Genomic DNA, 23,661 nt, shown 5'->3' on the forward strand with positions numbered 1-23,661 from the left:
GAGACGCGCCATGACCGCCGAGCCTCGCCCCCTTGAAGACCGCCTGAATATCCCCGACAGCCGTGGCATCAACCTGTTTGAATGCGACGCCGGCCTGGCCGGGTTGCTCCGGGTCTACCTGCCGCCCGAGGTCTACCAGCAATGGCTGCCAACCCTGCAGCGCCTGGGTGCCCGGGCCGGCGGTGAGCTGGATGTGCTGGCCTTGAGCGCCGACAAGAACCCGCCGCTGTTGCAGCCCCGCACCCGCCGTGGCGAGAACCTGCAAAGCATTGCCAAGCACCCGGACTACGTGGCCCTGGAGCGGGTGGCCTACGCCGAATTGGGCCTGGCCGCCATGAGCCATCGCCCGGACGGGCCACTGCCGCTGGTCAAGTACGCCCTGACCTATCTGTTCGTCCAGGCTGAGTTCGGCCTGTGCTGCCCGGTGAGCATGACCGATTCCCTGACCCGCACTCTGCGCAAGTTCGGCACGCCCGAGCTGGTGCAGCGCTACCTGCCGCAGTTGCAGTCCCAGGATTTCGACGAGTTGTTCCAGGGGGCGATGTTCATGACCGAACAGGCCGCCGGCTCCGATGTGTCGCGCACCGAAACCCGCGCACGGCTGGAGCACGGCCAATGGCAGCTGTACGGCGAGAAGTGGTTCTGCTCCAACCCGGACGCGGACCTGGCCATGGTCCTGGCGCGCCCGGAGGGTGCACCGGCGGGCATGGCCGGGGTCACCCTGTTCCTGTTGCCGAAACACCTGGCGGACGGTTCGCGCAACCGCTACCGAATCCAGCGCCTGAAGGACAAGCTCGGCAGTCGTTCCATGGCCAGTGGCGAAATCACCCTGGAAGGTGCCCAGGCCTACTTGATCGGTGAGGTTGGGCGCGGTTTTCAGCAGATGGCCGATATGGTCAACATGTCGCGGCTGTCCAACGGTGTGCGAGCGGCGGGGCTGATGCGCCGAGGGCTCAACGAAGCGCTGTACATCGCCCGCCAGCGCCGTGCTTTTGGCAAGTACCTGATCGAGATGCCACTGATGCAGCGCCAGTTGCTGAAGCTGATGCTGCCCACCGAGCAGGCACGTTCGATGTTCATGCAGATCGCCAGCTTGCTGCCCCGGGCTGATGGCGGCGATGAGGCGGCGCGCAAATGCGTGCGGATTCTCACCCCGCTGATCAAGTTCCGCGCTTGTCGCGATGCTCGGCGCGTCACCGGCGATGCCATGGAAGTACGGGGGGGAGTCGGCTACATCGAGGAATGGAGCGATGCCCGGCTGGTGCGCGATGCCCATCTGGGTTCGATCTGGGAGGGCACCAGCAATATTGTCGCCCTGGACATTGCCCGGGCGGTAACCCGTGAGCAGGCGCTGGAACCCTTGCAAGGTTATCTGGCGGCACTGCTGGCCGAGGCCGATCTGCCGGACGCCAGCCGCAGGCTGTTCGATTCGGCTCTGCTGCGCACGGTGACAGGCTTCCATACGGTGGCGCAGCAACGCCGGGATGAGCAGGTGCGTCAGTTCGGCAGCGTGCTGTATCACCTGACCAGCGCGATCTTCATGGCCTGGGAGGCCGCGCGTCAGGCCCCGGATTATCGACGCCTGGCCCTGGCTCATCTGGTGTTGGCGCACAAGGTGCTACCGCGGGACCCCTTGAACTTGGAGCTGGCTATCAATGCCGAGCTGCTGGCGCGCCTGGCCAATGAGAGCCCGCTGTCGCAAGCCGAGGCCATGCAACTGCTGCCGGCCTGATTGGCCGTCCCTTTCCGATTTGCGGAGTACCTGGATGAAGCTTGCCCAAGGGGCCCTGGCGGGCCTGAAAGTCATCGATCTGAGTCGCGTGCTGGGCGGTCCCTACTGTTCCCAGGCCCTGGCCGACCATGGCGCCGAAGTCATCAAACTGGAGCCGCTGAGCGGCGACGAGACCCGGGGCTGGGGGCCGCCGTTCGAAGGCGACGACGCCTCGTATTTTCGCGGTATCAACCGTAACAAGCAGGGGATCGCCGTCGACCTGTCGCGCCCCGAGGGCCTGGACCTGCTGATGCAATTGCTGGAAGGCGCCGACGTGTTGGTGGAGAACTTCAAGCCCGGCACCCTGCAACGCTGGGGCATCGGTTTTCAGGAGGTGCTGAGCCCGCGCTTCCCGAGGTTGATTCATTGCGCGATCTCCGGCTTTGGCGCCGATGGCCCCTTGGGCGGTTTACCCGGCTATGACGCGGTGATCCAGGCCATGGCCGGCTTGATGAGTGTCAACGGCGAAGGCGAGGGCGGGCCATTGCGCATCGGCCTGCCGATCGTCGATATGGTCACCGGCTTGAATGCGTTGACGGGGATTCTCCTGGCCCTCAACGAGCGTCAGCGCAGCGGCCTTGGGCAGTCCCTGGATATTTCCCTGTATGACTGCGGTGTGTCCCTGCTGCATCCCCATCTGCCGAACTACTTCGCTTCCGGCAAGACCCCGAAGCGCACGGGAAATGCCCATCCCAACATCGCTCCTTACGACAGCTATCGCACCGCCGGCGAACCGATCTTCCTCGCGGTTGGCAATGATCGACAGTTCGCCAGGCTGTGCCAGGAGTTGGGCGCCAGCGAGTTGCTGGAAGATCCACGCTTTACCGACAACGGCCAGCGCTCGGTCAATCGCGAGGCCTTGAAGCAGCAGTTGGAGCATTACCTGGCCGCACACGACGGTGCCGCGCTGGCGCCACGGCTGATCGAGCTGGGGGTGCCGTGCGGTTCGATCGCCACGCTCGATCAGGTGGTGGCTCATCCCCATACCCGGCATCGCGGGTTGCTGGTGCAGATCGGTGATTACCGAGGCATTGGCTCGCCGGTGAAGTTGTCGCGAACGCCCGCCAGCTACCGCAGCGCGCCGCCCAGATTGGGCCAGGACACTCGCGCGGTGCTGCAAGGGCTGGGGCTGGATGCGTCGACCATCGCCAAGCTGCTGGCCAGCGGCGTGGTACGCGGTTGAGGTTTGTACTCAGCGACGATGGGCTCGCAGCAGGGTGAAGGTGATGCTCGGGCTCTGTTGCAGCACCTTCGCGCCGTTGAGCACCTGCACGGCCAGGCGATGCTGGCCACGGTCGATATTCACCAACGGTAGGCTGGCCTCTCGGCTGGGCTGGCCATAGGGCTGGTCGTCCAGCAGCAGGCGCAGGTGGTGGCCCGGTTGTAGAGCCGGGCGCAGCGTCACTTGTACGCTAAAGCTGCCGTTGTTGGCCCGTAGCGCGCCATGCTTGGGCATGTCCTGCAACAGCAGTTGCGTGTAGGGCTCCGCGCTGACGGGCAGCGTGGTGATCCACAGCAGGTAAAAAGCAGCGACGCGCATCACGGTGATCCTTGCTGGCCAAGCTTGCGCTTGAAAGGCTCCAGCATAGGTCGGCGCGAGACTCGGCAGGGGTGCGGTTAACCTTTGAACACACATAACTCAGCGGTGGCGCGGACCATCGCCAGTTGGCGCAGCGGGTCGCCGCTGGCGGCCTGATTGGCCTGGGCCAGCCATTGCGGGCATTGGGCGTCAGTGCGATGGGGGCTGAAGTCGGCCAGTTGCTGCAGCAGACGTTTTTGTAACTGATCGAGTTGTGGACGGATCTGCCCGACCAGGTCCTGGCGCGGGGTGTCTGGCGCCCGGCCTTGCAGGTGCCAACTGGACAGCCTGGCGTATTGCACCAGTTTGTTGGCTTCGATCTGGGCGGCGAAAAACTGCCCGACCGCTTCCTCGCTCAGGTGATAGGTGGCGGCCTGGGCCGTGGCGCCAGCAATCACCTGCCGCTCCCGAGGACGGTCCTCCACAGCCTTGTGGCTGTCCCATTTGCTTAAGGCCACCTGGTCGGCAATCGCCAGGCGCTGGCCGACGCTGTCCAGCAGCGGGGCGAGCGTAGCGGGAGCGTCGCTGGCACAGGCGATGGTGGCGAACAGGTTGCAGGTCAGGGCGAGGCACAGATTGAGGCGAGATGTCATGGGCGGGCTCGGTTCATGTCAAGAAGGGCGGCGCTCATGATGCCCGCATTCATCCTGGAGCAGGCCATCCTGCGAGCATAAAAAAGGCCTCCCGAAGGAGGCCTCTTGATCACGCGGCTTGCGCCGGTGTTCGCGGATCAGCAGCTGTAGTACAGCTCGTATTCCAGTGGGTGCACGAAGGTACGCACCTTGATTTCTTCTTCGCTTTTCAGGGCGATGTAGGCGTCGATGAAGTCGTCGCTGAAAACGCCGCCTTTGGTCAGGAACGCGCGACCTTTGTCCAGCTCTTCCAAGGCTTCCTTCAGGCTGCCGCAAACTTGTGGGATCTCTTTGGCCTCTTCAGGCGGCAGGTCATACAGGTTTTTGTCAGCGGCGTCGCCAGGGTGGATTTTGTTCTGGATACCGTCCAGGCCGGCCATCAACAGGGCAGCGAAGGCCAGGTATGGGTTGGCGGCCGGGTCCGGGAAGCGGGCTTCGATACGGCGAGCTTTAGGGCTCGACACGTAAGGAATGCGGATCGAAGCGGAACGGTTGCGAGCCGAGTAGGCCAGCATCACTGGGGCTTCGAAACCTGGAACCAGACGCTTGTAGGAGTTGGTCGACGGGTTGGTGAAGCCGTTCAGGGCCTTGCCGTGCTTGATGATGCCGCCGATGAAGTACAGGGCGGTGTCGGACAGACCGGCATAACCTTCGCCAGCGAAGGTGTTCTTGCCTTCTTTGGAGATCGACATGTGCACGTGCATACCCGAGCCGTTGTCGCCGTACAGAGGCTTGGGCATGAAGGTTGCGGTGCGGCCGTAGGCGTCAGCCACGTTGTGTACGCAGTACTTCAGGGTTTGAACTTCGTCGCCCTTGTTGACCAGGGTGTTGAACTTCACGCCGATTTCGTTCTGGCCGGCAGTTGCCACTTCGTGGTGGTGAACTTCGATGACCAGGCCCATTTCTTCCATGGCATTGCACATGGAGGTGCGGATTTCGTGGTCATGGTCGAACGGCGGAACCGGGAAGTAGCCGCCTTTGACGCCTGGACGGTGGCCTTTGTTGCCGCCTTCCACGTCTTGGTCGGACATCCACGAGCCTTGCTCGGAGAAAATCTTGAACATCGAGCCGGAGATGTCGGACTTGAACTTCACTTCGTCGAAGATGAAGAACTCAGGCTCTGGACCGACGAATACGGTGTCGCCGATGCCGGTGGACTTCAGGTATTCCTCGGCGCGCTTGGCGATGGCGCGTGGGTCGCGGTCATAGCCTTGCATGGTCGAAGGTTCGATGATGTCGCACACCAGGATCAGGGTCGGCTCTTCGGTGAATGGGTCCAGCACAGCGGTTTCGTCAACCGGCATCAGGATCATGTCGGAGGCTTCGATGCCTTTCCAGCCAGCGATGGAGGAACCGTCGAACATTTTGCCTTCTTCGAAGAAGGCTTCATCCAGCGCATCACGGGCCGGCATGGTCACGTGATGTTGAGTGCCCTTGGTGTCAGTGAAGCGCAGATCAATCCATTTGACGTCATGATCTTTGATGAGTTGAACCGACTTCGACATAGTGTCCTCCGGGTGGCTTCGGGCTTGGTGTTGGAGTGCCCTTAGAATGTGGGTGATGCCGGCGCGAATACTCTGCCATGGCAACCTGCCTCACAAGGGAGCAAATTGCATGCCAGTGCCCCGAGATGGGTTTCCTGCCCCAAAATCACGCTTTATCGTGTGAGCGGGGTTAAATATCGGCATTTGACGCACTGCAATGTAGCGCTTCTTTCGATAAATGACCCATTTTGGTGCGCTGAAAACCTTCTGCACATTAACTGGTTAAACCTTGAGCAATTTCCGCTATAATCCGCGCCCCCCTTTTTCGGCTGGCCCAGCGCGCGCTGTTTTCATGAAACTAATCGTTAAAGTTTTCCCGGAAATCACCATCAAGAGCCGCCCTGTACGGATGCGTTTTATCCGTCAGTTGGCCAAGAACATCCGTGCCGTGCTCCGCGATCTGGACCCGGCGCTGGTGGTTAATGGTGTGTGGGACAACCTCGAGCTGGAAACGACCCTCAGCGAGCCCAAGGCCCTGAAGGAACTGACCGAGCGCCTGAGTTGCATGCCCGGCATCGCGCATTTTCTGCAGGTGGATGAATACCCGCTGGGCGACTTCGATGACATCGTCGCCAAGTGCAAGCAGCACTTCGGTGAAGCCCTGCCCGGGAAGATCTTTTCCGTGCGCTGCAAACGCGCCGGCAAGCATGAATTCAGCTCCATGGACGTGGAGAAATACGTCGGTAGCCAACTACGTCGGCAGTGCGGCGCCGCTGGCATTTCACTGAAAGACCCGCAAATTGAAGTGCGGATGGAAATTCGCGACCAACGGTTGTTCGTGATCCACAGCCAGCACAACAGCATCGGCGGTTACCCGCTGGGCGCCCTGGAACAGACCTTGGTGCTGATGTCCGGTGGTTTCGATTCCACGGTGGCGGCTTATCAGATCATGCGCCGTGGTCTGATGAGCCATTTCTGCTTCTTCAACCTGGGCGGTCGTGCCCATGAATTGGGCGTGATGGAAGTCGCGCACTATATATGGAAGAAGTACGGCAGCTCCCAGCGCGTGCTGTTCGTCAGCGTGCCGTTCGAGGAAGTGCTCGGGGAGATTCTCGGCAAAGTCGACAACAGTCATATGGGCGTCATTTTGAAGCGTATGATGTTGCGGGCCGCCTCGAGCATCGCTGACCGCTTGCACATCGATGCCCTGGTGACCGGCGAGGCGATCTCCCAGGTGTCCAGCCAGACCTTGCCCAACCTGTCGGTGATCGACTGCGTGACCGAGAAGCTGGTACTGCGGCCACTGATTGCCAGCCACAAGCAGGACATCATCGACCAGGCTGTCGAGATCGGTACCGCCGACTTCGCCAAGCACATGCCGGAGTACTGCGGGGTCATCTCGGTGAACCCCAAGACCCATGCCAAGCGCTATCGCGTTGAGCATGAAGAGAAAGAATTCGACATGGCGGTGCTCGAGCGTGCGATCGAGCGTGCCAAGCTGGTGCCGATCGATCGGGTGATCGACGAGTTGGGCCAGGATGTGCAGATTGAAGAAGTCAGTGAAGCGCTGGCCGGTCAGATCGTCATCGACATTCGTCACCCGGATGCCGAGGAAGATGACCCGCTGCAGTTGCCTGGCATCGAAGTAAAAGCGCTGCCGTTCTATGCATTGAACGCGCGTTTCAAGGAACTGGATCCTACGCGCCAGTACCTGCTGTATTGCGACAAGGGCGTCATGAGTCGCCTGCATGCTCACCATCTGCTCAGCGAGGGACATGCCAATGTGCGCGTTTATAGACCGAGCTAAGTGCCCGGGGATGTTCGCCTGTGGCTTGCGTCACCGGCCCCCCGACGCTGCCGTCCAGCTGTGACGGCAAGGCCTGAATCTATTGTTAATCGCTGCCATAACGTGTCAGCACACCGAATCCTCTGATCGAGATACACAAGTGATCGAAAATCTACGCAACATCGCCATCATCGCCCACGTTGACCACGGTAAAACCACCCTGGTAGACAAACTCCTGCGTCAGTCCGGCACCCTGGAGCGCAACGAGCTCAATGACGAGCGCGTGATGGACTCCAACGACCAGGAAAAAGAGCGCGGCATTACCATCCTGGCGAAAAACACCGCCATCAACTGGAACGGCTACCACATCAACATCGTGGACACCCCGGGCCACGCCGACTTCGGCGGCGAAGTCGAGCGCGTCATGTCCATGGTCGACTCCGTGCTGCTGCTGGTCGATGCCCAAGACGGCCCGATGCCACAGACCCGTTTCGTGACCAAGAAGGCGTTCGAAGCCGGCCTGCGTCCAATCGTGGTGATCAACAAGGTTGACCGTCCGGGCGCGCGTCCTGACTGGGTTCTGGACCAGATCTTCGACCTGTTCGACAACCTGGGTGCCACCGAAGAACAGCTGGACTTCAAAGTGGTCTACGCCTCGGCCCTGAACGGCATTGCCGGTCTGGACCACACCGACATGGCTGAAGACATGACCCCGCTGTACCAGTCGATCGTCGACAACGTGCCAGCGCCAAGTGTTGACCGTGACGGTCCGTTCCAGATGCAGGTTTCCGCTCTGGACTACAACAGCTTCCTGGGTGTGATCGGCGTTGGTCGTATCGCTCGCGGTCGCGTCAAGCCCAACACCCCGGTGGTGGCTATCGACGTCAACGGCAAGCGCCGTAACGGTCGTATCCTCAAGCTGATGGGTCACCACGGTCTGCACCGTGTAGACGTTGAAGAAGCCGCTGCCGGCGACATCGTCTGCATCAGCGGTTTCGACGAGCTGTTCATCTCCGACACCCTGTGCGACCCGACCGTTGTCGAAGCGATGAAGCCCCTGAGCGTCGACGAGCCAACCGTTTCCATGACCTTCCAGGTCAACGACTCGCCATTCTGCGGTAAAGAAGGCAAGTTCGTGACCAGCCGTAACATCAAGGAACGTCTGGACAAAGAGCTGCTGTACAACGTTGCTCTGCGCGTTGAAGAAGGCGACTCGGCTGACAAGTTCAAGGTCTCTGGCCGCGGTGAGCTGCACCTGTCGGTACTGATCGAAACCATGCGTCGCGAAGGTTTCGAAATGGGCGTTGGCCGTCCTGAAGTGATCATCCGTGAAGTGGATGGCGTGAAGCAGGAACCGTTCGAAAACGTCACCATCGACATCCCTGAAGAATCCCAGGGCAAGGTCATGGAAGAGATGGGCCTGCGTAAGGGCGACCTGAGCAACATGGTTCCGGATGGCAAGGGCCGTGTACGCCTGGAATACAACATTCCAGCCCGTGGTCTGATCGGTTTCCGTAACCAGTTCCTGACCCTGACCAACGGTGCAGGCATCCTGACCTCGATCTTCGATCGCTACGCTCCGATGAAGTCCGGCCACATGTCCGGCCGTCAGAACGGCGTACTGGTATCGGTAGAAACCGGCAAGGCCCTGACCTACTCCCTGGAAACCCTGCAGGCGCGCGGCAAGCTGTTCGTCGAGCACGGCCAGGAAATCTACAACGGTCAGATCGTCGGTCTGAACAGCCGTGACAACGACCTGGGTGTGAACCCAACCAAAGGCAAGAAGCTCGACAACATGCGTGCTTCGGGTAAAGACGAAACCATCGCCCTGGTTCCACCTGTTCGCTTCACCCTGGAACAGGCTCTGGAATTCATCCAGGACGACGAGCTGTGTGAAGTGACGCCTAAGTCCATCCGTCTTCGCAAGAAGATCCTGGACGAAGGCGAGCGTACTCGCGCTGCCAAGAAAGCCAAGAACTGAGTCTTTAGTTCCGGCTGAATGAAAACGCCCCCGGTCTTGCGGCCGGGGGCGTTTTTTTTGCCTGGAAAAAACCTGTAGCCGCTGCCGAGCCTGCGAGGCAGCGGCTACAGCAGCGTTTGCAGCGCTGATGGGCAGTGATCGGCGGTGTTAGCAGCGGTGATGGGCGGCGATCGGCAGTGTTTGCAGCGTTGCTATGTGGTGATCAGCGGTGTTTGCAGCGCTGATGGGCAGTGATCAGCAGCGCTAGCACCGGTGAGGGGCAGGGGCTCAGAAGCGTTCCAGGGTGCGGCTGCTGGTGTTGCTCGGGCGCTCCAGTGGCTTGGGCTTGTAGGCGCAGTAGCCCGGGCGCGGGCCGATCTTCGGATGGTTGCGGCAGGTGTCCGGGCGCTTGTCATAAATGGTGCACAGGCGGCTTTTACGATCCAGATACAGGCAGTCGTTATTGCTCATGCGTTGCAGCGTGAAGATTTCTGATTTCTGGTTGTAGCGCTCGACGATGCCCTCTTTCTGCAGGCGCTTGGCGATGTTTTTCGCCGGTTCACCGCGCTCGAATTCGTCGACGATGCCGATGCGGATCAGGTCCTTGATCTTCACTTCCACCGGCAGGGTGCAACAGGTGGACAGGCAGGAGCCACACATGGGCGCGGAATATTTGGCCCAGGTATCGAGACGGTCGACTTCCGCAGCGGCGATCAGGTTGGACTTCATCAGGGTGGTTTCCGGCATGTCTCAGGGCGCGCGATCATACCGGGACGGGTGGATTTTTGAACGACTTTAGATCGGATTTATCCTAAAAATTATCCAATTTATACCTGGCGGCACGGCATCTGCATCTTTTTCCTTCGCTGGCGCAACAGACTCCGTCTTGAACCGATCCATTTGAAATGACGCCGAACCAGAGCCTTTGCATCGTGTCAGACCGACTAGGCTCAGACCATTCCATGCTCACTGTGTATCTCGTCAGAGGTCGTATCGATGACTCAGGAATCCCTTGTTCGCGACGCTGAGGTGGCCGCGTTTCGCGAAGCCGTCTTGACCAAACTCACCTACGCCGTAGGCAAAGACCCGGATCACGCCTTCGACCACGATTGGTTCGAGGCCATCGCCCTGGCTGCCCGGGACCATATGGTCGACCACTGGATGGACCACACGCGGCAGATCTACCGCAATGGGCAGAAACGGGTGTACTACCTGTCCCTGGAGTTCCTCATCGGCCGCTTGTTGTTCGACAGCCTGAGCAACCTCGGGCTGCTGGAGGTGGCGCGTGAAGCCCTCACCGACCTGGGCGTGGACCTGGAACGCATTCGCCTGCTGGAGCCTGATGCGGCCCTGGGCAATGGCGGTCTTGGGCGCTTGGCGGCGTGCTTCATGGAAAGCATGTCGACCCTGGGCATTGCCGGTCACGGCTACGGCATTCGTTACGAGCACGGGTTGTTCCGCCAAGCCATCGTCGACGGCTGGCAACAGGAGCAGACCGAGCACTGGCTGGACTTCGGCAACCCCTGGGAGTTCGAGCGCCCCGAGGTGATCTATTCCATCGGTTTTGGCGGCAGCGTCGATACCGTCACCGACGAGGCGGGCAACCCCCGGCAAGTCTGGTGGCCGGTGGAAACGGTGCGGGCGGTGGCTTATGACACGCCGGTGGTGGGCTGGCGCGGGGCCAGCGTCAACACCTTGCGCTTGTGGCGGGCGCGGGCCATGGAGGAGTTGCACCTGGAGCGTTTCAACGCTGGCGACCACCTGGGCGCGGTGGCGGAGGTGGCCCGGGCCGAAAGTATCTCCCGGGTGCTGTATCCGGCCGACAGCACCGAGGCGGGTCAGGAGCTGCGCTTGCGCCAGGAGTACTTCTTCGTTTCGGCGTCGTTGCAGGACCTGTTGCGGCGCCACAAGAACATGCACGATTCGGTGCTCAGTCTGGGCGAGCATGCAGCCATCCAGCTCAATGACACTCACCCGTCGATCGCCGTGGCCGAGCTGATGCGTCAGTTGGTCGACCTGCATGGCATTGCTTGGGACGCGGCGTGGCAGGTCACCGTGGAAACCCTGTCCTACACCAACCACACGCTGTTACCCGAGGCCCTGGAAACCTGGCCGGTGTGCCTGATGGAGCGCATGCTGCCACGGCACATGCAGATCATCTACCTGATCAACGCCCAGCACATCGATTCGCTGCGGGCCCGGGGCCTGCATGATTTCGACGTGCTGCGGGCGGTGTCGCTGATCGAAGAAGACAACGGCCGCCAGGTGCGCATGGGCAACCTGGCGTTCCTCGGCTCTCATAGTGTCAATGGCGTATCTGGTCTGCACACCCAACTGATGCGCAGCACGGTGTTCTCCGAGCTGCACAAGCTCTACCCCGAGCGGATCAACAACAAGACCAACGGCATCACCTTCCGCCGCTGGCTGTACCAGGCCAACCCGCAACTGACCGCGATGGTGGTGGATGCTTTGGGCGCCGAGCTGCTGGACAACCCCGAGACGTTGCTGCGGGGCCTTGAACCCTTTGCCGAGAAGCCGGCGTTTCGCAAGCAGTTCGCCGAACAGCGCCTACACAGCAAGCGCGCCCTGGCGGCGATCATTCATGAGCGCTTGGGCATCGCGGTCAACCCGGCGGCGATGTTCGACGTGCAGGTCAAGCGCATCCACGAATACAAACGCCAACTGCTCAACCTGCTGCACACCGTGGCGCTATACCAGGCGATCCGTGCCGAGCCGGAAACCGACTGGGTGCCGCGGGTGAAGATCTTCGCCGGCAAGGCGGCGGCCAGCTATCACCAGGCCAAGCTGATCATCAAGCTGACCAACGACATTGCCCGCACGGTGAACAGCGATCCGACGGTGCGCGGTCTGCTCAAGGTGGTGTTCTTGCCCAATTACAACGTCAGCCTGGCGGAAAGCATCATTCCCGCCGCTGACCTGTCGGAGCAGATTTCCACCGCCGGCTTCGAGGCCTCGGGCACCAGCAACATGAAGTTCGGCCTCAACGGCGCCTTGACCATCGGCACCATGGACGGCGCTAACGTCGAGATGTGCGAGCAGATCGGCGCCGAACACATGTTTATCTTCGGCCTCAGCGCGCAGCAGGTGGAAGCGCGCAAGCGCAACGGCGAGTTCAGCGCCGTCCCGGACATTGCCGCGTCTCATCGGCTCAATGATGTGTTGCAGGCGATTCGCGGCGGAGTGTTTTCCCCGGATGACCCGGCGCGCTATACCGGGCTGATCGACTCGCTGATCGATTACGACCGGTTTCTGGTGTGCGCCGATTTCGACGCCTACTGGAATGCCCAGGTGCGGGTCGAGGAGCGCTGGCACGACTCCAAGGAATGGTGGCGTTCGGCAGTACTCAATAGTGCGCGGATGGGCTGGTTTTCTTCGGACCGGACCATTCGCGAGTACGCCACGCAGATCTGGAAGGCCTTGGACTGAGGCATCCGAGACATGCTAGAGGTGTGCACAAGGCCCAGCGTTTGTTGGGCCTTGTCGATATACTGGGCGCCGATTTTGTCTCCCTCCGGGGACTTTGGGGCCGTGCTCGGCTTCCAGGCGGGGGAGAGGCCTTCGCCGGCCCCTGCAATCCGCTGTAGGAGTCGGCTTGCGGCGCAAGCGTCAACACAGCTGTACCTGTCCGTCAGTGGACCGCTTAGGGATATCGACACATGCAATGGATGTTCATGCTGCTGGGGGCCGTGCTGGGCTGGATCATCGACGAGTCCTTCAACGATGCCCTGATTGGCGCGCTGCTGGGCTTGGCCGTTGGTCTGGCCATGCGTTTCGGCGCCCTGCATCGACAAGTGGCCGACCAACACCGCGAGCTGGAGCAGGTGAAAAAGGCCCTGGCCGCTCAGGGCCAGCGTTTGGCTCTGCTGGAAGGCTCCGGTGGCAGTGCTGCCGAAGCGACTGCAGAACCCCAGGTCAGTACTCCGCTTGCCGAGGCAGACAGTGCCTTGAACGCCGCGCCGGAACTGCAAGACCTTCCTGAGCTCATTCTTGACCCCGTCCAGCCTGTGGAGCCGCTACCGGCTGCCGCGGATCTGGTCTGGGAGTTGCCCGCTGAGGTGCGCCCTGGCGCAGCCGTCGAAGCTAGCCCGCCGGGGCTGGATTCGGTTTGGCAGCCCCAGGCGCCGCCCCATGAACCCGCGGCAACGCCGGCGCGGGAACCGAACCTGATCGAGCGCGCCATCAGCGGCGCGCGCAATTGGCTGTTGGGCGGCAACACCGTGCTGCGGGTCGGCGTGGTGCTGTTGTTCCTGGGCCTGGCCTTTCTCTTGCGCTATGCCACCGAAGGCATGGTGGTGCCCCTCGAACTGCGCTACGCCGGCGTCGCCGCCAGCGCTCTGGGCCTGTTGGGCCTGGGCTGGTGGCTGCGGCTGCGCAACAGCAACTACGCCCTGATGCTCCAGGGCACCGGGATCGCCGTGCTGTACCTGACGGTGTTCGCCGCCATGCGCCTGCACCCGTTGCTCGACCCTGCCGCGGCCTTTGGCCTGCTGGTGGCGGTCACCGTGTTCTCGGCGATTCTGGCCATTACCCAGGATGCTCTGGGGCTGGCGGCCGCTGCGGCCCTGGGCGGCTTCGCCGCGCCGATCCTCACCTCCACTGGGGCCGGCAGCCATGTAGCGCTGTTCAGCTACTTCGCGTTGCTCAATGCCGGCATTCTGGCCATCGCCTGGTTCAAGGCTTGGCGCCTGCTCAACCTGATCGGTTTTGTCGGCACCTTCGGCATCGGCTTGGCCTGGGGCCTGCGCTCCTACACGCCAGAACTGCTGTGGAGCACCGAACCCTTCCTGATCCTGTTCTTTGTCATGTACCTGGCCATCGGTCTGCTGTTCACCCGGCGCAAGCTGCTGGAATTGAACGATGCGCCCACGGACGACGGCCGCCAGGCGCTGCTGCACTGGTCGGCGCGCAAAGGTGATTACGTCGACGGCAGCCTGCTGTTCGGCCCGCCGCTGGTGGGCTTTGGCTTGCAACTGGCGCTGGTTCAGCGCCTGGAGTTCGGCGCGTCCTTTAGCGCCCTGGCCCTGGGGCTGATCTACATGGTCCTGGCCCGGCTGCTGATGGGCGGCCGAGCCCTGTTGCTCGGTGAAACCTGCCTGGCGCTGGGGGTGATCTTCGCCAGCCTGGCGATTCCCCTGGGACTGGATGCGCGCTGGACCTCGGCAGCTTGGGCTGTGGAAGGTGCGGGAATCTTCTGGCTCGGCCTGCGCCAGCAGCGGCCGCTGGCCCGGGCCTTTGCCCTGCTGCTGCAAGTGGGGTCGGCCCTGGCCTTCCTCAGTGAATTGCGCCCTGGTGATTCCAGTCTGCTGGACGGTGCGCCGTTGGGGGCATTGCTGCTCGGGGGCGCGCTGCTGTTCAGCTTCGACCAGTTGCGGCGGGCGCAGAAGACCCAGGTGGCGAGCTGGGAGCAGGGCGTTGCGCCGATCCTGGCGGTGGCCGGGCTCGCATTCCTATACCTGCTGGCGCCGCTGTTCCTGTTAACCCAGGGCACGGCCATCAGTTGGGCCCTGGCTGGGCTGGCGACCTTGCTGGTCGGCTTGCGCCTGCAATCGCGGACTTTCCTGTTCACCGCCTTCGCCGTGCAATTGTTGGGCGGTGCGTTGTTCCTGATGCGCCTGCAAGGTACGGACGGCGATGCTGGTGCGGTCTTCAGCGCCGGCTGGAACGGTCTGATGAGCGCCTCGCTGATCGGTCTGGCACTGATCGGCGGCATGCTCCTGGCCGCCCGCAATGATCTGGTGCGCCATGACCCGCGCCTGCTGCAGGGCTTGTCGGTGGTGCTGCTGGCCGGGCTGATGATGATCAACCTGGCAGTGCTGTTCGTGCTGCCCTGGCGTACCGCCAGCGGGGTCTGGGCCGCCAGTGGCCTGTTGATCATTTGGCTCAGCTTGTATTTGCAGCAACGGGCCAGTTTTATCTTTGGCCTGCTGTTGCAGGTGGTCGGTGGCAGTACCTTTCTGCTGGCCGGCGCGGACGGGGTCTTCAGTGGCATTGCCGAGGGCGTGCGACCGTTGGCCAATGGCGATTTCTGGACGCCGATGGTCCTGGCCCTGGCGGCGCTGTTGGGAGCCTGGCGTTTGCAGCGAGGCAATCACGGCTCGGCCTTCGACGGCTTGAGCCTGGGGCATCTGTCCGATCTGCTGCTGGCCTGGGGCGCTTGCTGGTGGGCATTCACCTGGTTCAAGGAAGTGCTGCGTTTCGCCCCGGTGCATTGGCAGGCGAGTCTGTTGCTGCTGATCACAGCTCTCAGTGTGTTGCTCTGTGCGCTGTTGGCCCTGCGCCTGCAGTGGAAGTCCCTGGGGCTGGTGTGCAGCCTGTTGATACCGGTCGGGGCCCTGGTACTGCTGGCGTCCTGGACGTCGCACTATCACCCGGCGGCGGATCTGGGCTGGCTGGCCTGGACCCTGCTGTTCGCCGTGCACTTCTTCAGTTTGCGGCGTCTGGCGGCGTTGTTGCCGGCGCGGGTCTTGAGCATCGCCCATGTGCTGGGTTGCTGGTTGCTGATCGGCGTGCTGGCCCTGGAGCTGCGCTATGGCTTGCTGCTGTTGTCCGAGCAGTACAACGCCTGGCGCTGGCTGGGCTGGGCGATCCTGCCGAGCCTGTATCTGGTGGCGATGGCCGCGCCGCGCCCCTGGCCGTGGCCGGTCAGTGCGCATTCTCGTGAGTATCGTCTGTATGCCGCCTTGCCCCTGGCGTTGCTGATGCTGGGCTGGTTCTGGCTGGCCAATACCTTCAGCGATGGCCGCGCCGAACCGCTACCGTACCTGCCGCTGCTCAACCCCCTGGAGCTGGGGCTGCTGCTTGCCCTGTTCGGCGTCTATGTCTGGTTGCGCAGCGCGGTGCGGGAACTGGCGATCCGCGCCGATTACGCTGAGCGTGGCACGCAGTTGCTGGCGGGGATTTCCCTGTTCGCTTTCTTCACCGTGCTGGTGATGCGCGCGGCCCATCATTGGAGCAGCGTGCCATTCCAGCTAGATGCCTTGCTTGAGTCGATGAGGGTCCAGGCCGGGCTGTCCATTGTCTGGACCCTGATTGCCTTGAGCCTGATGATCGGCGGGCATCTGCGCCATCGTCGCGAAGTCTGGCTGATTGGTGCGGCGCTGATCGCCGTGGTGGTGGGCAAATTGTTCCTGGTGGAGTTGAGCAACCGTGGCGGGCTGGCGCGGATTGTCTCGTTCATCGGGGTGGGCGTGCTGTTGCTGGTGGTGGGCTACTTCGCGCCAATGCCACCCAAGCGTGCCGAAGCCGCGCCTGAGCCCGGTAAACCGTTGAATGAAGGAGTGTCGTCTTGAGTCAGAAGCTGAGCCTGGGCGGGTGGGGAATTGTCGGTCTGTGGGTGGCGTTGTCCGCCGTGGCCCAGGAGCAGCCAAGAGATTTCTCCTCTCGGATGCCATTGACCCTGAGCGGCGAGGGGCCCTGGTATCGCCTGCAATTGCCGCTGGCGGTGCAGCTTCACGCCAGCCAGAGCGACTTGCGCGATATTCGCGTGTTCAACGCCGCCGGCGAGCCTCAGGCTTATGCGCTGGTCCGCCAGCAGGCACAGGATCGCGAGCAACGCAGCCTCACCGAGGTGAAGTGGTTCCCGCTGTACAGCTCGGAGGATGCCGATGACAGCAGCCCCGGCGTGCGGGTGCAATCCAACGCCAATGGCACCCTGGTGGAGGTGCAGCCGGCCGCTCAGTTGGAGGCGGGCGAGGAGGTTTTACGCGGCTGGTTACTGGACGCCAGCGCGATCAAGAGACCGTTACAGCAACTGCTGCTGGACTGGGCCGGCGAGCGCGATGGTTTCCAGCGCTTCAGCATCGAGGCCAGTGACGATTTGCAGCACTGGCGATCCTGGGGTGAGGGGCAGGTGGCGCGCCTGTCATTTGCCGACGAGCGGATCGAGCAGCGTGAAGTGGCGTTGCCCGGGCAGTCGGCGCGCTACCTGCGGCTGTTGTGGAACGCTCCGAAGTCCGCTCCGGTGCTGACCCGCGCGCAACTGCAAAGCAGCACGACCCGCAGTCAGTCGGCAGCTTTGGAGTGGTCGTCGCCGCTGCCGGGTACTGGCATCAAGGCCGGCGAATACACCTGGCAATTGCCCATGGGACTGAATCTTGAGCGGGTACGAATCGAACTCAAGCAGGCCAACAGTCTGGCGCCGGCGACCCTGTATGGGCGGCGCGAAAGCGGCCAGGCGTGGCGACCGGTGAGCAGCGGCCTACTGTACCGATTGACCCAGAACGGCCAGGACGTGCAACAGCGCGAGCTGCAACTGCGAGGGCGCAGCGTGCAGCAACTGAAGTTGATCGTGGATGAGCGTGGTGGCGGTCTGGGGGCCGAAGCCCCAGCGCTGGAATATGCCGTGCGCGCTACGCAAGTGGTGTTCCTGGCCCGTGGTGCCGGGCCTTACAGCCTGGCCTTGGGTAATCCGAGCGTGTCGGCGGCCAGCCTGCCGCTGACCACGCTGATCCCCGATTACACCCCGCAACGCCTCAAGTCGCTCGGTCAGGCCAGGGTTGAAGATGCGCCACTGGCAGGCACTGACGCGACGCCGCGCGCCGTCGAGGCTCACGGACCGGACTGGAAGAAAGTCGGCCTGTGGGCGGTGCTGCTTCTGGGTGTATTGGCCTTGGCTGGCATGGCATTGAGCCTGCTGCGCAAACCTGCCGCCAAGCCCTGAGCCGTTGTACGGTCGAGCGCCTGCCTACCGGTGCTGGCCGCCGAGGCCGCTTTGGCCTGCGGTTTTGTGGCGCCCTTGAAACCGCCGCCTGAACGCTATCTGCCGGTTCCCTGTCTGAGAGGAGGAAATGCGCCCTGACTCGCGGTAAACTGCGCGGGTTTTTAACCCCCCCCCATTCCTCCGGAGCCTTCCATGTCCCGCGTTACCCTGAGTCGCTATTTGATTGAGCAGACCCGCAGCAACAACACTCCTGCCGATCTGCGCTTCCTGATCGAAGTGGTGGCGCGTGCTTGCAAGGAGATCAGCCACGCCGTGTCCAAAGGCGCTCTGGGCGGTGTCCTGGGCAGCATGGGCACCGAAAACGTGCAAGGCGAAGTGCAGAAAAAGCTCGACGTGATCTCCAACGAGATCCTGCTCGAAGCCAACGAATGGGGCGGTCACCTGGCCGGCATGGCGTCCGAGGAAATGGACAATGCCTACCAGATCCCGGGCAAATACCCGAAAGGCGCCTACCTGCTGGTATTCGACCCGCTGGACGGTTCGTCGAACATCGACATCAATGCCCCGGTCGGCACCATTTTCTCGGTGCTGCGCTGCCCGAGCGAGTACCTGAGCCAGAACGAAGCCTTGAACGAAAAGGCCTTTCTGCAACCCGGTACCCAGCAGGTCGCTGCCGGTTATGCGATTTATGGCCCACAGACCATGCTGGTGCTGACCCTGGGCGACGGCGTGAAAGGTTTTACCCTGGACCGCGAGATGGGCAGCTTCGTGCTGACTCACGAGGACATCAAGATCCCCGAGGCCACTCAGGAATTTGCGATCAACATGTCCAACCAGCGTCATTGGGAAGCACCGGTCCAGCGTTATGTTGGCGAGCTGCTGGCTGGCGACACCGGTCCGCTGAACAAGAACTACAACATGCGTTGGGTCGCCGCGATGGTGGCCGACGTGCACCGCATCCTGACCCGTGGCGGCCTGTTCATGTACCCCCGTGACAGCCGCGAGCCGGAGAAACCAGGCAAACTGCGCCTGATGTACGAAGCCAACCCGATGTCCTTCCTCATCGAGCAAGCGGGTGGGGCGTCCACCGACGGCCACCAGCGTATTCTCGACATTCAGCCAGAAGGCCTGCACCAGCGTGTGGCGGTGTTCCTCGGCTCGAAGGAAGAGGTGACGCGCGTGACCGGCTACCACCAGGAGTAAGACATGACCGCGCCTTGGCAGCCTTTGCTTGATTGGTGGTTCGGTACAGCCGAAAAGCCGGCAGAGATTGTTGCTGCCAAGAGCGGGTTATGGTTCGGCAAGCAGGACAGCCAGGACCTTGAAGCGCGCCAGCGATTTGGGGGCCTGGTGGAGCAGGCCCTGGCCGGCGGATTGACCGAGTGGGCGCAAAGTCCCCAAGGTTGGCTGGCCCTGGTGCTGCTGCTCGACCAGCTGCCCCGGATGATCTATCGCGACACCCCCAAGGCATTTTCCGGCGATAGCCGCGCCCAGGCCCTGGTGGCCCAGGGCATTGCCGCGGACTTCGACCGGCGCCTGCCGGCCATGCGCCGCTGCTTCATCTACCTGGTGTTCGAGCATTGCGAGCATTTGGCGGTGCAGAACGAAGGGGTTTCACGCTTTGCCGCCCTGCACGACGAACAGCCGGCACAAGACCGTCCGGTGTTTGCCAATCAACTGGATTACGCCGAACGGCATCAGAAGATCATTGCCCGCTTTGGGCGCTTCCCTCATCGCAATGACATCCTCGGCCGTGCGTCCACTGCCGAAGAACGGGCGTTTCTGCGCGAGCCGGGTTCACGTTTCTAAGCTCCGATCAGCCTTGTGCCGGGTGTGTGTCGAGGGTTGGCGGAGGGGAAAGTGAGCCTCTTGCGTGAAAAACCGACGAACTGCAGAGCCGTCCCAAAAGGTGCTTGATTTGTCGGGAGAATACCGGAAAGCCGGATAACAAATACCCGGTTTCGCGGGGAACCAGAAGGGGCTTTTCTCTTCTAAGCTTCTGGTTGGCCGCTAGGCCTTCCTCCCCTCGTCCAGGAGTTCACCATGTCCCTGCGTTCTCTCGCTCTGTTGTCGTTCTGTGTGCTGTTGGCTGCCTGCAGCAAGGTCAATCAGGAAAACTATTCCAAACTTTCGGCGGGCATGCCCAAGGCCGAGGTTGAACAACTCCTGGGCAAACCGACCGACTGTTCGGGCGCGCTGGGTATGTCCAGCTGCACCTGGGGCGACAAGAACAGCTTTATCAGCGTGCAATATGCCGGTGACAAGGTTCTGATGTTTTCCGGGCAAGGCCTGAAGTAAAAAAAACCGGGGCTTTGGGCCCACGGGAGAAAAATAATGATGCGTTTTGTTTTCACTCTTCTGGTCGGCCTGCTCTTGGCCGGCTGCGCCACGTCCCGGGACGACTCGTTGGCGCCCAAGACCGTCAACCATGTCGATCTCAAGCGTTACCAAGGAACCTGGTACGAGCTGGCGCGGTTGCCGATGTATTTCCAACGTCACTGCGCCCAATCCGAGGCCCGTTATACCTTGCTGCCGGACGGCAACGTGGCGGTGCTCAACCGTTGCCTGACCCCGGAGTGGAAGTGGGAAGAGGCCCGCGGCACGGCAACGCCGCAGGTGCCAGGTAAAACCGATAAGCTCTGGGTCGAGTTCGATAACTGGTTTTCGCGAGTGTTGCCGGGAGTGGCGAAGGGCGACTATTGGGTGCTGTACGTCAGCGATGATTACAAAACCGCGATTGTCGGAAACCCGAACCGGCGCTACCTGTGGCTGTTGTCGCGCACGCCGGAGGTCAACGAAACGGTACGTGAGGATCTGTTGAGCAAGGCTCGTCAGCAGGGTTATGACACCACGCGACTGATCTGGCGGGTGTCGGACTCGGCCATGGCCAAAACCTCGAAGTAGGCACCGTGGCCTGGTGTCTCAAGGAGGGGAGGGCGCCAGGCTCCTCCCCCTGCGCAACTCAGTTGAGCAAGTCGCGCAGCACTTGGGCAAAGGCGCGGCAGCTGTCTTCATCCGCCGCGTGGCGCCCTTCGCGCACGACCCACTGCCCTCCCACCATGACGTCCCGTACCTGACGGTCGCCGCCAGCGAACAGCCAGCGGTTGAGAATGCCATCGCCTTCGGCGGTGGCCAGGTACGGATCATTGCCATCGAGCACCAGCCAATCGGCGCGCTTGCCCACGCTCAGAGCGCCGATGGGCTGCCCCAGCGCCTGGGCGCCGCCATCCAGCGCGGCGTCGTAGAGGGTGCGCCCCACCTTGGGCTGATCCGCGCGATGCAGGCGGTTGCGCCGCTGATCCCGCAGGCGCTGGCCGTACTCCAGCCAACGCAACTCCTCCACCACGCTCAGCGATACGTGGCTGTCGGAGCCAATGCCCAGGCGGCCGCCCTGGGTGAGAAAGTCCACTGCCGGGAAGAGGCCGTCGCCCAGGTTGGCTTCGGTGGTCAGGCACAGGCCGGCAACGGCTCGGCTCCTGGCCATCAGGCTGACTTCTTCCGGATTGGCATGAGTGGCATGGATCAGGCACCAGCGTTGATCCACCGCGACGTTGTCATACAGCCATTGCAGGGGACGGCGTCCGCTCCAGCTCAGGCAGTCGTCAACTTCCTTTTGCTGCTCGGCGATGTGGATGTGCACGGGGCACCGCTGATCGCCGGCGGCCAGCACGTCGCTGATCTGTTGCGGCGTGACCGCGCGCAGGGAGTGGAAGCACAGGCCCAGTTGTTGGTTGGCCTGCTGCGCCAGTAGCGGTTGCAGGTGCTGTCGCAGCTTGAGGTAGCTTTCTGTGCTGTTGATGAAGCGGCGCTGGCCTTCATTGGGTGACTGGCCGCCGAATCCCGAATGGCTGTACAGCACTGGCAGCAAGGTCAGGCCGATGCCGGCGCTGCTGGCGGCCTGACTGATGCAGCGGGACAGTTCGGCCGGGTCGGCGTAGGCGCGGCCGTCGTTGTCGTGGTGCACGTAATGAAACTCCGCCACCGAGGTGTAACCGGCCTTGAGCATTTCGATGTACAGCTGGTGAGCGATGACTTGCAATTGGTCGGGGTTGATCTTGCCCACCAGGCGGTACATCAGATCGCGCCAGGTCCAGAAGCTGTCGTTGGGGTTGCCGGCCACTTCCGCCAAACCGGCCATGGCTCGCTGGAATGCATGGGAGTGCAGGTTGGGCATGCCGGGCAGCAATGGGCCCTTGAGGCGTTCCGCACCTTCTGCGCTGGCGTTGCCCTGGATGTGCGTCAGCAGGCCGTCGGCGCTGACTTCAAGTCGTACATGATTGGCCCATCCATCGGGCAGCAGCGCGCGTTCGGCAAAGAAGGCGGACATGGTTCAAACACCCCATCGTGTATTATTTGTATATACATATACAGACGTTTGCCTGCCCGGTAAACTCCGGCAAGCTAGTCACCTTTTTTGCTCAACAAGGATTCCTCGTGCCGACTCCGCCTGCCAAATCGCCGCTGGCTGCCCATCTGGGTGATAGTCCGGCGCCCTTGTATGCCCGCGTCAAACAGATGATCACCCAGCAGATCGAGAGCGGAAACTGGCCGCCGCATTACCGCGTGCCGTCGGAAAGCGAGCTGGTCAACCAGCTGGGTTTCAGCCGCATGACCATCAACCGCGCGCTGCGGGAAATGACCGCCGAAGGCATGCTGATCCGCATGCAGGGCGTGGGTACCTTCGTTGCCGAGCCCAAGAGTCAGTCGGCGCTGTTTGAAGTGCACAACATTGCCGACGAGATCGCCTCGCGTGGCCACCGCCACACCTGCCAGGTCATCACCCTGGGCGAAGAGGCCGCCGGTTCCGAGCGCGCCTTGGCCCTGGACATGCGCGAAGGGCAGAAGGTCTTTCACTCACTGATTGTGCATTACGAGAACGATATTGCGGTACAGATCGAGGACCGCTTCGTCAATGCGCTGGTGGCACCGGAATACCTCAAGCAGGATTTCACCCTGCAGACTCCTTATGCTTATTTGTCCCAGGTTGCGCCGCTGACTGAAGGCGAACATGTGGTCGAGGCCATTCTTGCCGAGCCGGAAGAATGCAAGTTGCTGCAGATCGAGCGCGGTGAGCCCTGCCTGCTGATTCGCCGCCGTACCTGGTCCGGGCGTCAGCCGGTGACCGCGGCGCGCCTGATCCACCCCGGTTCCCGTCATCGTCTGGAAGGACGCTTTCACAAATGATCCAGTCCACGCTTTTACTGGCCGCCGATTACCCACGCATGCCGTGGAAGAACGGCGGCGGTAGCACTGAAGAAATAACCCGTGACGGCGGCACCGGCCTGGAAAGTTTTGGCTGGCGCCTGTCGATTGCCGACATTGCCGAGTCCGGTGGGTTCTCCAGCTTCAGCGGTTATCAGCGCATTATCAGCGTGCTGCAGGGAACGGGCATGACGCTCAACGTCGACGGCCAGGACAGTCAGCCTCTGTTGCCACTGCAGCCTTTTGCCTTCAGTGGCGCGAGCCAGGTGGCTTGCTCGCTGCTCGATGGGCCGATTCGCGATTTCAACCTGATCTATGCCCCGCAGCGTTTTCGTGCACGCCTGCAATGGTTGTCGGGGCACCAGCGCTTTTTCACTCAAGCCGGCACGGTGCTGGTTTTTAGCGTGGATGCACACCTGCAAGTCAGTCTTGAAAGCCGTCAGCAGCACGTGCTTGGGCTTCATGACTGTTTGCGGTTCGAGGCGGGCCATGCGCTCTTGCACCTGCAGACCCAGGGGCAGTGCTGCGTGATTGAGTTGACGGCGCACTGAGTCTGTAGCGCGTTGC

18 protein-coding genes are annotated in these 23,661 nt (G+C 62.2%); 13 read left to right on the forward strand and 5 right to left on the reverse strand.

Annotation, left to right across the window (positions count from 1 at the left end; all coding sequences use genetic code 11):
* The first annotated feature begins 10 nt into the window (after window positions 1-10).
* Both PLD_RS17130 and PLD_RS17135 read left to right on the forward strand, forming a co-directional pair.
* Window positions 11-1,732 (forward strand): acyl-CoA dehydrogenase family protein, encoded by a 1,722-nt coding sequence (locus PLD_RS17130; RefSeq protein ID WP_159894744.1) that lies wholly within the window; start codon window positions 11-13, stop codon window positions 1,730-1,732.
* A 34-nt stretch (window positions 1,733-1,766) separates the two neighbouring features.
* Window positions 1,767-2,954, forward strand: coding sequence for a CaiB/BaiF CoA-transferase family protein (locus PLD_RS17135; protein WP_159894746.1), 1,188 nt, complete (start codon window positions 1,767-1,769; stop codon window positions 2,952-2,954).
* A 9-nt stretch (window positions 2,955-2,963) separates the two neighbouring features.
* On the opposite strand, the gene PLD_RS30950 is transcribed toward PLD_RS17135, so the two are convergent.
* From PLD_RS30950 to glnA, 3 genes are all read right to left on the reverse strand, one after another.
* Window positions 2,964-3,311 carry a hypothetical protein gene (locus tag PLD_RS30950; protein ID WP_371929058.1) on the reverse strand — a complete coding sequence of 116 codons (348 nt, stop codon included), beginning with the start codon at window positions 3,309-3,311 and terminating at the stop codon, window positions 2,964-2,966.
* A gap of 77 nt (window positions 3,312-3,388) precedes the next feature.
* On the reverse strand, window positions 3,389-3,943 hold the full coding sequence (locus tag PLD_RS17145; protein ID WP_159894750.1) for a chorismate mutase: 555 nt from the start codon (window positions 3,941-3,943) through the stop codon (window positions 3,389-3,391).
* A gap of 137 nt (window positions 3,944-4,080) precedes the next feature.
* Window positions 4,081-5,487 (reverse strand): glutamate--ammonia ligase, encoded by a 1,407-nt coding sequence (glnA, locus tag PLD_RS17150; RefSeq protein ID WP_159894752.1) that lies wholly within the window; start codon window positions 5,485-5,487, stop codon window positions 4,081-4,083.
* Between the two features lie 331 nt (window positions 5,488-5,818).
* Here glnA and thiI point away from each other — a divergent pair, with 331 nt between their 5' ends.
* Both thiI and typA read left to right on the forward strand, forming a co-directional pair.
* On the forward strand, window positions 5,819-7,273 hold the full coding sequence (gene thiI / locus PLD_RS17155) for a tRNA uracil 4-sulfurtransferase ThiI (RefSeq protein WP_159894754.1): 1,455 nt from the start codon (window positions 5,819-5,821) through the stop codon (window positions 7,271-7,273).
* A 139-nt stretch (window positions 7,274-7,412) separates the two neighbouring features.
* Window positions 7,413-9,233, forward strand: a complete 1,821-nt coding sequence (gene typA / locus PLD_RS17160) for a translational GTPase TypA (RefSeq protein ID WP_159894756.1) — start codon at window positions 7,413-7,415, stop codon at window positions 9,231-9,233.
* A 267-nt stretch (window positions 9,234-9,500) separates the two neighbouring features.
* Here typA and PLD_RS17165 read toward each other — a convergent pair whose 3' ends face one another.
* Complete coding sequence (locus tag PLD_RS17165) at window positions 9,501-9,944, reverse strand: YkgJ family cysteine cluster protein (RefSeq protein WP_178116229.1); 444 nt, start codon at window positions 9,942-9,944, stop codon at window positions 9,501-9,503.
* Between the two features lie 264 nt (window positions 9,945-10,208).
* Between PLD_RS17165 and PLD_RS17170 the strand changes: the two genes are divergently transcribed.
* The 7 genes from PLD_RS17170 (at window position 10,209) to PLD_RS17200 (ending at window position 20,796) form a co-directional block, all read left to right on the forward strand.
* Entirely contained in the window at window positions 10,209-12,659 is a 2,451-nt protein-coding gene (locus PLD_RS17170; protein WP_159894760.1) for a glycogen/starch/alpha-glucan phosphorylase, read from the forward strand.
* A 230-nt stretch (window positions 12,660-12,889) separates the two neighbouring features.
* On the forward strand, window positions 12,890-16,522 hold the full coding sequence (locus PLD_RS17175) for a DUF2339 domain-containing protein (RefSeq protein WP_159894762.1): 3,633 nt from the start codon (window positions 12,890-12,892) through the stop codon (window positions 16,520-16,522).
* A complete protein-coding gene (locus PLD_RS17180; protein ID WP_159894764.1) occupies window positions 16,519-17,892 on the forward strand; it encodes a DUF3999 domain-containing protein in 1,374 nt (457 codons plus the stop codon). The genes PLD_RS17175 and PLD_RS17180 overlap by 4 nt, the downstream gene beginning before the upstream one ends.
* Window positions 17,893-18,084: 192 nt before the next feature.
* Window positions 18,085-19,095: a class 1 fructose-bisphosphatase gene (locus PLD_RS17185; protein WP_159894766.1), complete on the forward strand. Its 1,011-nt coding sequence runs from the start codon at window positions 18,085-18,087 to the stop codon at window positions 19,093-19,095.
* Window positions 19,096-19,098: 3 nt separating this feature from the next.
* Window positions 19,099-19,701 carry a DUF924 family protein gene (locus PLD_RS17190; protein WP_159894768.1) on the forward strand — a complete coding sequence of 201 codons (603 nt, stop codon included), beginning with the start codon at window positions 19,099-19,101 and terminating at the stop codon, window positions 19,699-19,701.
* A 234-nt stretch (window positions 19,702-19,935) separates the two neighbouring features.
* Window positions 19,936-20,190: a hypothetical protein gene (locus PLD_RS17195; RefSeq protein ID WP_011058771.1), complete on the forward strand. Its 255-nt coding sequence runs from the start codon at window positions 19,936-19,938 to the stop codon at window positions 20,188-20,190.
* A 36-nt stretch (window positions 20,191-20,226) separates the two neighbouring features.
* The gene (locus tag PLD_RS17200; RefSeq protein WP_159894770.1) at window positions 20,227-20,796 is read left to right on the forward strand and encodes a lipocalin family protein; all 570 of its coding nucleotides are present in this window, start codon (window positions 20,227-20,229) and stop codon (window positions 20,794-20,796) included.
* 58 nt (window positions 20,797-20,854) lie between these two features.
* Here the strand turns inward: PLD_RS17200 and PLD_RS17205 are convergent, their stop codons facing one another.
* Entirely contained in the window at window positions 20,855-22,219 is a 1,365-nt protein-coding gene (locus PLD_RS17205) for a formimidoylglutamate deiminase (protein WP_159894772.1), read from the reverse strand.
* A gap of 107 nt (window positions 22,220-22,326) precedes the next feature.
* Here PLD_RS17205 and hutC point away from each other — a divergent pair, with 107 nt between their 5' ends.
* Both hutC and PLD_RS17215 read left to right on the forward strand, forming a co-directional pair.
* A complete protein-coding gene (gene hutC / locus PLD_RS17210; RefSeq protein ID WP_159894774.1) occupies window positions 22,327-23,076 on the forward strand; it encodes a histidine utilization repressor in 750 nt (249 codons plus the stop codon).
* A complete protein-coding gene (locus tag PLD_RS17215) occupies window positions 23,073-23,645 on the forward strand; it encodes a HutD family protein (protein WP_159894776.1) in 573 nt (190 codons plus the stop codon). Before hutC ends, PLD_RS17215 begins: the two co-directional genes overlap by 4 nt.
* The last annotated feature ends 16 nt before the right edge of the window (window positions 23,646-23,661 follow it).

Origin of the sequence: Pseudomonas sp. LD120, assembly GCF_009861525.1 — a bacterium.
Lineage (GTDB): Bacteria > Pseudomonadota > Gammaproteobacteria > Pseudomonadales > Pseudomonadaceae > Aquipseudomonas.